This window comes from Pseudomonas sp. AGC41, assembly GCF_057334555.1.
Genome location: NZ_JBHFJB010000163.1, coordinates 149003 through 158597, shown reverse-complemented (window position 1 = coordinate 158597; position 9595 = coordinate 149003). Strand labels below are relative to the sequence as shown.

Below are 9595 nucleotides of genomic sequence, written 5' to 3'. Positions count from 1 at the left end.
AGCTTCTGAAGCTCACAAAAAACCCGGCCGTGGCCGGGTTTCAGGTCAACCGATCACTGCATCCACGGCGGAGGCGGCTCTTCGGTCTTGCCCGGTGGCGCGTCGTCGGCAGCGCGTACGGCCTGGCGGCGTTCTTCATCCAGGCGCGCGGCTTCGATCTCGCGCATGATTCCGCCGACATCCGCCAGTTCTTCCGGCTCGTCGAACTCTCCGGTCAATACACTGGCCGGGTGCAGGGTGCCCGCTTCATACAGGGCCCACATTTCCTTGGCGTATTTGGTGCGTTTCAGCTCCGGAGCAAACCGACCGAAGTAGGAGGCCATGTTGCCGACGTCCCGCTCCAGCATGCTGAAGGCGTGGTTGTTACCGGCAGCGTCCACCGCTTGCGGCAGATCAATGATGACCGGCCCCGTCGGCGTCAGCAGCACGTTGAACTCCGACAGGTCGCCGTGCACCAGACCGGTACACAGCATCAACACGATCTGGGAAATCAGAAAAGCGTGATATTCGCGGGCCTGATCCGGCTCCAGCACCACGTCGTTGAGACGCGGCGCCGCATCGCCGTATTCGTCGGCCACCAGTTCCATCAGCAGCACGCCTTCGAGGAAGTCATACGGCTTCGGAACCCGCACGCCGGCGCTGGCCAGCCGGAACAGCGCGGCCACTTCGGCGTTCTGCCAGGCGTCTTCGGTTTCCTTGCGGCCAAACTTCGAGCCTTTAGCCATGGCCCGGGCCTGACGGCTGTTGCGCACCTTGCGGCCTTCCTGGTATTCGGCCGCCTGGCGAAAACTTCGCTTGTTCGCCTCCTTGTAGACCTTGGCGCAACGTAGCTCGTTGCCGCAGCGCACCACATAAACAGCTGCTTCTTTACCACTCATGAGTGGGCGCAGCACCTCGTCGACCAGACCGTCCTCGATCAGGGGTTCAATGCGTTTTGGAGTCTTCATCAGCTTTTATTCTGGGTCCTTTATTACCAAACACGCGAATGACAGGTCGTTATACGGCAATCCTCCCTCCACGGGGAGGGGGTCCGACCTATGAACCCTGAATGCACACACTGTGCCGGCTCAGAACAACCGAGCCAAATCATAGTCGAGACGGGCGTGACGCTGTCCAGTGAATGGCAAGCAGTTGCGACAAGCGCCGAGCCAGTCAGCGCTTGAACAGCTCCCCCGGCGTAAAACCGAACAGTCCCTTGAATGCCGCAATGAAAGCGGACGTCGAATCATACCCACAGGACAAGGCCGCGCTGGTCACGCTATTGCCCTGTTCCAGCGATTCGAGGGAAGACAACAGGCGCATGCGCTGGCGCCACGCACGGAAGCTCAAGCCGGTTTCCCGCTGGAACAGGCGCATCAAGGTTTTTTCCGACGTGCCCAGGCGCTCGGCCCAGGCTTGCAACGTCACGTTGCCTTCGGGTTGCTCGATCAATTCGTTGCACAGTTCCAGCAAACGAGCATGACGGGGCAATGGCAGGGAAAAGCCCACTTCCGGCAGCGCCGCCAATTGGTCCAGCAGCACTTGGACCAAGCGTGTTTCCTGGGTCTCGCCCTGTGGATAAGTGGCAGGAAACTGGCAGAACGTCTTGATCAGCTCCCGCGCCAGCGGTGTAACTTCGAGCACCCGGCAACGATCTTCGGCCCATGGGCACGCCTGGCGATGGACGTAAAGACTGCGCATTTCCGCGCGCATGGACGTCACGACCTGATGCTCCAGACCGGCCGGAATCCAGATGCCCCATTGCGGCGGTGCGAAGAAGCTGCCTTCGGCCGTATGGACGCCGAGCACGCCACTGATTGCGTAGGAGAACTGCACCCAATCGTGGCGATGAGCCTGGGTCCACGAACCGGCATGCAGACTTTCGACCCGGGCATAAAGCGGCCGAGGCAGCTCCGTCAGGTCCGGAATGCGTCGTTCGAGCTGTTGGTGTCCGTTAGCCGGCATTGATTGGCCTTATGTCGCAAGACGACTGTGTAGGCCGACGTTAGGCTAAGACAACTCTTCTTACAATCCGCGGTGCCCTATGCACATCCTCAGACACCTCAAGCGCATAGCGACCGACTGGTTCCTGTGCGGCATGTTGCTCGCCACGCTGCTGGCGTATTTCTTCCCGCGCTTCGGCGCGACTGGCGGCGCCATGCATGCCGAATGGGTCGTCAACATCGGCATCTTCGTGGTGTTTTTCCTCCACGGCGTCAACCTGTCCGGCGAGCAGATCCGCCATGGCCTGAAAAACATCCGGCTGCACCTGATGGTGCAAGGCTTTACCTTTGTGGTGTTTCCGTTGATCTGGCTACTCGGCAATTGGACACTGGGCAGCCATGTACCGTCCCTGCTGATGCTGGGATTCTTTTACCTGTGCGCTTTGCCTTCGACCATTTCGTCCTCGGTGGCCCTGACCGGCAGCGCCGGCGGCAACGTACCCGCGGCGATTCTCAACGCCAGCCTGTCCAGCGTGCTGGGGGTTCTCCTGACGCCGCTGCTGGTGAGTCTGGTGGTCGGCCGCGGTGCCGGCGGCATCGACCTGGGCTCGACGCTGCTCGATCTGTGCATGATGTTGCTGTTGCCGCTGGTGCTCGGGCAGTTTCTGCGGCGCTGGCTGGCCGGTTTTTTCGCGCGCTACAAGCGCTACACCGGCATCATCGACAAACTGGTCATCCTGCTGCTGGTCTATGCGGCATTCTGCAATTCAATGATTTCCGGGATCTGGCAACAACAAGGTCATGGCGTGCTGCTCAGCGCCGTTCTGGGCAGTGCGGTGTTGCTGGCTGTCATCCTGTGGATGACCACCCGCACCGCTCGCGCCCTGCGTTTCAGCAACGCCGATGAAGTCGCCGCGGTATTTTGCGCGAGCAAGAAATCCCTCGCCGCCGGAGTGCCGATGGCGGCGCTGATTTTCGGCAATAACCCCGGCCTGGGGCTGATCTTGCTGCCGATCATGATTTATCACCCGCTGCAATTGATCGTCTGCTCGGTCCTCGCCGAACGCTATGCAAGCCGGCAACGGGCGCAGGCATCGCAAAAGAGCGAGGCCATCGTCAGCGCTCGATAATCGCAGTCACCCCTTGGCCGGCGGCTGCGCAGATGGAAATCAGCCCCCGGCCCTTCCCTGCCGCGTCCAGCAGCTTGGCCAGGTTGGCGACAATTCGCCCGCCAGTTGCGGCAAATGGATGCCCGGCGGCCAGTGAGCTGCCCTTCACGTTCAGCCGGCTGCGGTCGAGGGTACCCAGCGGCGCATCGAGGCCCAGGCGGGTCTTGCAGTAATCCGGGTCTTCCCAGGCTTTCAAGGTGCACAGCACCTGGGCGGCGAACGCCTCGTGAATCTCGTAATAGTCGAAGTCCTGCAAGGTCAGGCCGTTGCGCGCCAACAGCCGCGGCACGGCATAGACCGGCGCCATCAGCAGACCTTCGGCGCCGTTGACGAAGTCCACCGCCGCCGTTTCGCCGTCACGCAGGTAGGCCAGGATCGGCAGCCCACGGGCCTTGGCCCATTCCTCGCTCGCCAACAACACCAGCGAGGCGCCATCGGTCAGTGGAGTGGAATTGCCCGCCGTCAGCGTGCCCTTGGCGGTTTTTTCGAAGGCGGGCTTGAGGGAAGCGAGTTTCTCCAGGGTCAGGTCCGGGCGCAGGTTGTTGTCGCGGGTCAGGCCGAGAAACGGCGTCATCAGGTCGTTGTGCCAGCCTTCGGCATAAGCAGCGGCCATTTTTTGATGACTCTCCAAGGCCAACTGATCCTGCTCTTGTCGGGGGATCTGCCAGGTTTGCGCCATCAATTCGCAGTGCTGGCCCATGCTCAGGCCAGTGCGCGGCTCGTTGATGCGCGGCAGGTCAGGCACCAGATGCTGGGGACGCAGTTGCAGGAACGTTTTGATTTTATCGGCGGTGGTTTTCGCGCGATTGGCTTGCAGCAGGATCCTGCGCAGCCCTTCATTGACACCGATCGGTGCGTCGGAGGTGGTGTCCACGCCGCCGGCGATGGCGCTGTCAATCTGCCCGAGGGCGATTTTGTTGGCCACCAGCAGCACCGTTTCAAGCCCGGTGCCGCAGGCCTGCTGCACATCATAGGCGGGTGTGCTGGGCGACAGCCGCGAGCCGAGCACGCACTCGCGAGTCAGGTTCATGTCCCGGGAAAACTTCAGCACAGCCCCCGCGGCCATCTCCCCGATGTGCACGCCGTGCAGGTTGTAGCGCTCGATCAAGCCCTCAAGCGCAGCGGTGAGCATCGCCTGGTTGCTGGCGGTGGCATAAGGCCCGTTGGAGCGGGCGAACGGAATGCGGTTACCGCCGATGATCGCGACGCGGCGTAGCTGTGCCATGTAGAACTCCCTTTTGTATGTCCAAATGTGCCGTCAGCGTTGCCCCGTCACCCATGGAAGCAGGCTGGTTCCCATGTGCAGGCGGTGCTCTGGAACACAGCTTAGGCTTTATCCCGCCGATCGAACGACTGATTGCCAAACGTGGTCCACACTTGGAACCTCATCAGCCGGAGTGTGTTCCATGTCAGACCGTTACATAGACTTTGCCAATTCGCCCATTGGCCTGCGTCTGGTTGGCGCTCTCGGCTTGCCATCGCCGGTACGCCTGGAGCGTTGGCAGGCCGGGCGCCTGCGGCCAATCGAGGGTGCCTTGCTGCTGGGCGGCGGCCCCCTGACCGAACAGGTCGGCACATTCGCCAAGCGCCTGACCGACGCCATTTTCATCTACGGTGGCGAACCGACGCTCGCCACCGAATGGATCCCCGGGCACGGCCCGAAAATCAAGGCTGTGGTGTACGACGCCAGCCACCTGGCGCAGGTCGACCAGCTCAAGCAGTTGCGCGAGTTCTTCCAGCCGCTGATGAAAAATCTCGACCACAGCGCTCATGTCGTCATCCTCGGCCGAGCTCCGGAAAACCTCGACGACCCGTTCGCCGCCAGCGCCCAGCGGGCTTTGGAGGGTTTCAGTCGCTCCCTGGCCAAGGAGCTGCGCCATGGCGGGACGCTGCAGTTGCTGTACGTCGGCGAAGGCGCCGAAACCCAGCTGGAAGGCGCCCTACGGTTTTTCCTGTCGCCCAAGAGTGCCTACGTTTCCGGGCAAGTGATTCGTCTCAAGGCCTGTGCAACTCAGGTCCAGGACTGGACCCGTCCGTTGACGGGGCTCAAGGCCCTGGTGACCGGCGCTGCCCGTGGCATCGGCGCCTCCATTGCCGAAACCCTGGCCCGCGATGGCGCCGATGTGATCCTGCTTGACGTACCGCCAGCCAAGGCCGACCTCGATGCCTTGGCCGCACGCCTGAGCGGGCGCAGCCTGACGCTGGACATCTGCGCAGAAGACGCAGCCACACAGTTGATCGAACACCTGCCCGAGGGCGTCGACATTGTTGTACATAACGCTGGCATCACCCGGGACAAGACCCTCGCCAACATGACCCCGGAATTCTGGGACGCGGTGCTGGCAGTCAACCTCAACGCGCCGCAAGTGCTGACCAAGGCCCTGCTCGACAGCGGCACCCTGCGCGATAACGGCCGGGTCATCCTGCTCGCGTCCATCAGTGGCATCGCCGGCAATCGCGGCCAGACCAACTATGCCGCGAGCAAGGCCGGGCTGATCGGCCTGGCTCAAGCCTGGGCGCCAACCCTGCAGGCCCGAGGCATCAGCATCAACGCCGTGGCGCCAGGCTTCATCGAAACCCGCATGACCGCGGATATTCCTTTCGCCCTGCGCGAAGCCGGGCGACGCATGAGCTCGCTGGGCCAGGGCGGCCTGCCCCAGGATGTCGCCGAAGCCGTGGCCTGGCTCGCGCAACCGGGCACCGGCGCCGTGACCGGACAGGCTCTGCGCGTGTGCGGGCAAAGCCTGCTGGGGGCCTGATCATGACGATCCAATGGCATGAGATACACGCCGCGCCGTCGATGTCCGGGCTCTACGCCAAGGCCGCGACGCGCCGCAAGATCAGCGGCACTACCCTGCCCGACGTTGGGCTGCGCCAAGTGATCCAGGTTGATCAGCAACGCCTGGCGGCCTATCGCAAGGTCTGCGGCTTTGCCGAAAACGGCCTGCTGCCACCGACCTATCCCCATGTGCTGGCGTTCGCCCTGCAGATGCAGTTGCTGACGGATCGGGATTTTCCGTTCCCGCTGCTGGGGTTGATCCACCTCAGCAACCGCATCCGCATACTGCGGCCCATGGGCGGGGTCAGCCAGGTGCGCGCCAGCGTCAATGTCGAGAATCTCCAGCCACACGCCAAGGGCGCGGTGTTCGATCTCGTGACCCGCATTGAAGATCAGCTGGGAGCGCTGTGGGAGGCCGAAAGCCAGATGCTGTGCAAAGGCGTCCAGCTTGATGGTGCGCTGTTGGAGGAACCGGCGACTGCCGTCCTTGAGTTGACGGAAGTGGCGCACTGGACAGCACCCGCGGACATCGGCCGGCAATACGCCAAGGTGTCCGGTGACTACAATCCGATCCACCTGAGCGCCGCCAGTGCCCGCCTGTTCGGTTTTCCCACCGCCATCGCCCACGGCCTGTGGAACAAAGCCCGGACGTTAGCGGCGCTGGACGACCATTTGCCCGAGGCCAACATCGAGATCGAAGTGACCTTCAGGAAACCGGTGCGCCTGCCCAGCGAGGTGACGCTGCTGGCGAGCGCCGCGGGGTCGACTGGAAAACTGCGGCTGGTGGGGGCTGGAGAGCTGGAACATATGCTCGGCAGTTGGCAGCCGGTTGCCTGAATAAAAAAACGCCGTCCCTGTGGGAGCGAGCCTGCTCGCGAAAGCGATGGTCCTGGCTACGCCGCTGCTGCTACTGCTACTGCTACTGAATGGGACGGCCTCTTCGCGAGCAGGCTCGCTCCCACGAGGGTCATTCGTCAGCGTGGGGGATAATTCGACAGGATCCGCCCCACCGTCTCGCGCACCTTCGTGCTGCGCTCCGTCGGGTTGGGCGACTCGCTGAGCAGTTGCTCATCGCTGCCACGCCACACCAGCTTGCCGTCCTTGCCGTCGAGCAGGTCGATCTGCACCGTGGCGACCTTGTAGCTGACGTTGCGGGTTTCGTTATACATCGGCCCGCCCCAATAGCCATTCCAGGGCCCGCCCCAGCCGCCGCCGTAGTTTGTCGTCACCTGTTGCTGACGGTCCTCAACGATCAGGTAGGCCTGGACCTGCACATCGCTGCGGGTACCGGACGGAGCCGGGCGCAAGCCGCGCTGATCAAGCTGATCGGCAACGGCCTGGCGGATCCGCTGTTCGGTCAGGTCGCTCTTGATGCGCGGGTCATCCGGCCGATACTGCAACGCCGGCTCTTTCCAACTCCAGCTGCGGTAGGCCGCGAAATCGCGGGTGGTGTCGAAGTCATGATTGACCTGATTGGACGTACAGGCGCCCAGCAACAAGGCCAGGGCAAATGGGGCGATACGGCGAAACATGGTTTTTCTCCGTTGCGTAATCAACTGGGAGGATAAGCCGAAAGAGCCTTTTCCACCGCCTCACGAATGGCATCGCTACGTTCGCTCTGACTGCCTCGCTGGCTGGTCTCGGCGCTGGCACTCCACACCGGCTGGTTGTTGCGGGCATCGAACAGATCAACCCGAACCACCACGACCTGCTCCCGGTAAGTGCGTACCACGGGAACGCTGTTGTACATGCCATAACCCGGCCCGTATCGGTTGTAACCGCCGTAGTACCCTGAATCATAATCGTCGCGAACCTGGCGTACGCGGGTCTCCAGGCGCAGGTCGGCACTGACGAAGAGGTCCGCCGGCCGATTGTCATGCAGCGGGCGCAGGCCGCGCTGGTCCAGGGCATTGCTCACCGCTTCGGCCACCTGCGCCGAGTCCGCCCAGGCCGTGCCCGGCGGCAGTCGGCCGTTGAGCCAGGCCCAGCTGCGATAGCGCCCGTAATCCCGAGGCGCTGCGGGATAGGCGCTGCGATCGAATACCGTGGCGGCCTCGGGTGGTGCTGGCGGCAGCGGCCTGGATGTCGCGACATAAGGGTTGCTGCCCTGACAGGCCGCCAGCCCCAGGCACAACACCATTAACCCTGAACGACCTTTCATTTCGCTCTCCGATTGCTTTGCGGATCAGAGGGGACGGCAAACCCAGTGCAGATAACGTCCCAAGCCGGCAAAGGCCGGATGGCGACGGTGGGCCAGTTCCATCTCCAGCAGTTGCGCAAGCTCTGCACGACCCTGGAACTCCACCGGCATATAGTCGTGAAAAACCCGCACCCCACTTTCGTTTTCGACCTGCCACAGGCCTTCAAGTTGCGCCGCCAATTCTCGTGGATCAAGCGGTTGCTGAGGGGTCAGGCTTTGCTTCTCGCCGGCCATGTCGTTTTTACGCAGTTTGCGAAAGTGCCCCTTGAGCAGGTTGCGATAGACCAGCGCATCGCGGTTGTAAAACGCCAGGGACAACCAGCCGCCAGGCACCGTCAACTGATGCAGCACCGGCAGGATCGCATGGGGCTCGGCCAGCCATTCGAGCACCGCGTGGCACAGCACCAGATCGTAAGGTTCGGTGAGCTGGCCGAGCAGATCCTGCCACGGCGCCTGGATGAACGTTGCGGCCTGGCCCGCCTCGGCAAAGCGTTGGCGAGCGCCTTCGAGCATTGGCTCGGCCGGTTCGGCCAGGGTGACCTGATGCCCGCGCTCGGCCAGCCACAGCGACATGTGGCCCAGCCCCGCGCCAATATCCAGCACTCGCAAGGGCCGATCCGGCAGCGCTTCAAGGAGATCGGCCTGAAGCACGGCCAGCCGAATCGCCCCCTTGGCTCCTCCATAGATTTTTTCGGCAAAACGCGTGGCGAGTTGATCGAAATGGCGATCGCTCATTGGCCGAACCGCCGTTCGCTGTCGGCCAGCTTGCCGCTTACCACGGCGTTCATGTCCAGGCCCAGCTCGCTGCACAGCAGCAACAGGTACAAGACGATGTCACCGATTTCCTGCCCGGCGTGGGCAAGTTTTTCCGCGGGCAACTGGCGTGACTGCTCCTCGGTCAACCACTGGAAAATCTCCACCAATTCAGCCATTTCGACGCTGGCGGCCATGGCCAGGTTTTTCGGGCTGTGAAATTGCCGCCAATCGTTACGATCACGGATGGCATGCAGGCGTTCGGTCAGTTCAACAAGGTTCATCGGGCTCTCCTGGATGCGCATAGCTTCGGGGGGTTGATGAGGTAAGGCAAGAGTCTCGATACAAAGCGCCGGTTTGCCCCATAATCGAACGATCCCGGCCTGGACCGCTCCTACATTCAGGAGCAAAAAGGCTCAACGTGGATTCCCTCTCATCAGGACGCACACATGCAGGTAGAAAGCTTTTTCGAATGGCTCGGCCAGGCGCTCGGTTCGGTGATCCGTTTTATCGTCGATCTGCTCAGTGGCCTGTTCAACACCCTGGCCAATGCCGGCGGCAATTTTGTCGACGGCCTGTCCCGGACGCTGGGGATGGACACTTCGATCATCAGCATCGTTGCGCTGATCCTCGGGCTGATGCTGTTGTACTCGGCGATCCGCGCCTTCATGCGGGCGTCGATTGTCATGGGCATCATCTGGCTGGTGTTGGGGTTGTGGCTGTTGAGCTGGATTATTCACTGAGACCCCAACTTGGACACCTGTGGCGAGGG

General features: G+C 62.4%; 11 protein-coding genes. 4 read left to right on the top strand and 7 right to left on the bottom strand.

What is annotated here, in order from left to right:
- Nucleotides 1-53: 53 nt before the first annotated feature.
- Entirely contained in the window at nt 54-947 is an 894-nt protein-coding gene (locus tag ACE04F_RS28950) for a PA4780 family RIO1-like protein kinase (protein ID WP_072410317.1), read from the bottom strand.
- A gap of 205 nt (nt 948-1152) precedes the next feature.
- A complete protein-coding gene (locus tag ACE04F_RS28945) occupies nt 1153-1944 on the bottom strand; it encodes an AraC family transcriptional regulator (RefSeq protein ID WP_486111132.1) in 792 nt (263 codons plus the stop codon).
- A 79-nt stretch (nt 1945-2023) separates the two neighbouring features.
- On the opposite strand from ACE04F_RS28945, the gene ACE04F_RS28940 reads away from it, so the two are divergent.
- Nucleotides 2024-3052, top strand: coding sequence for a bile acid:sodium symporter family protein (locus tag ACE04F_RS28940; protein WP_486111130.1), 1029 nt, complete (start codon nt 2024-2026; stop codon nt 3050-3052).
- Here ACE04F_RS28940 and ACE04F_RS28935 read toward each other — a convergent pair.
- Nucleotides 3039-4316, bottom strand: a complete 1278-nt coding sequence (locus ACE04F_RS28935; RefSeq protein ID WP_486111128.1) for an acetyl-CoA C-acetyltransferase — start codon at nt 4314-4316, stop codon at nt 3039-3041. The two genes, ACE04F_RS28940 and ACE04F_RS28935, sit on opposite strands and share 14 nt — an antisense overlap.
- 181 nt (nt 4317-4497) lie before the next feature.
- Here ACE04F_RS28935 and ACE04F_RS28930 point away from each other — a divergent pair, with 181 nt between their 5' ends.
- Entirely contained in the window at nt 4498-5850 is a 1353-nt protein-coding gene (locus tag ACE04F_RS28930) for a 3-oxoacyl-ACP reductase (protein ID WP_486111126.1), read from the top strand.
- A 2-nt stretch (nt 5851-5852) separates the two neighbouring features.
- On the top strand, nt 5853-6707 hold the full coding sequence (locus ACE04F_RS28925; protein WP_486111124.1) for a MaoC family dehydratase: 855 nt from the start codon (nt 5853-5855) through the stop codon (nt 6705-6707).
- Nucleotides 6708-6844: 137 nt separating this feature from the next.
- On the opposite strand, the gene ACE04F_RS28920 is transcribed toward ACE04F_RS28925, so the two are convergent.
- From ACE04F_RS28920 to ACE04F_RS28905, 4 genes are read right to left on the bottom strand one after another with little or no spacing between them, the layout of a single operon-like run.
- Entirely contained in the window at nt 6845-7402 is a 558-nt protein-coding gene (locus ACE04F_RS28920) for a DUF4136 domain-containing protein (RefSeq protein ID WP_434695975.1), read from the bottom strand.
- 20 nt (nt 7403-7422) lie between these two features.
- A complete protein-coding gene (locus tag ACE04F_RS28915; RefSeq protein ID WP_486111122.1) occupies nt 7423-8031 on the bottom strand; it encodes a DUF4136 domain-containing protein in 609 nt (202 codons plus the stop codon).
- A gap of 24 nt (nt 8032-8055) precedes the next feature.
- The gene (locus tag ACE04F_RS28910) at nt 8056-8805 is read right to left on the bottom strand and encodes a methyltransferase (protein ID WP_486111120.1); all 750 of its coding nucleotides are present in this window, start codon (nt 8803-8805) and stop codon (nt 8056-8058) included.
- A complete protein-coding gene (locus ACE04F_RS28905; RefSeq protein WP_486111118.1) occupies nt 8802-9107 on the bottom strand; it encodes a MazG-like family protein in 306 nt (101 codons plus the stop codon). Before ACE04F_RS28905 ends, ACE04F_RS28910 begins: the two co-directional genes overlap by 4 nt.
- Nucleotides 9108-9272: 165 nt before the next feature.
- Between ACE04F_RS28905 and ACE04F_RS28900 the strand changes: the two genes are divergently transcribed.
- Complete coding sequence (locus tag ACE04F_RS28900) at nt 9273-9566, top strand: hypothetical protein (RefSeq protein WP_420766285.1); 294 nt, start codon at nt 9273-9275, stop codon at nt 9564-9566.
- Nucleotides 9567-9595: the final 29 nt, after the last annotated feature.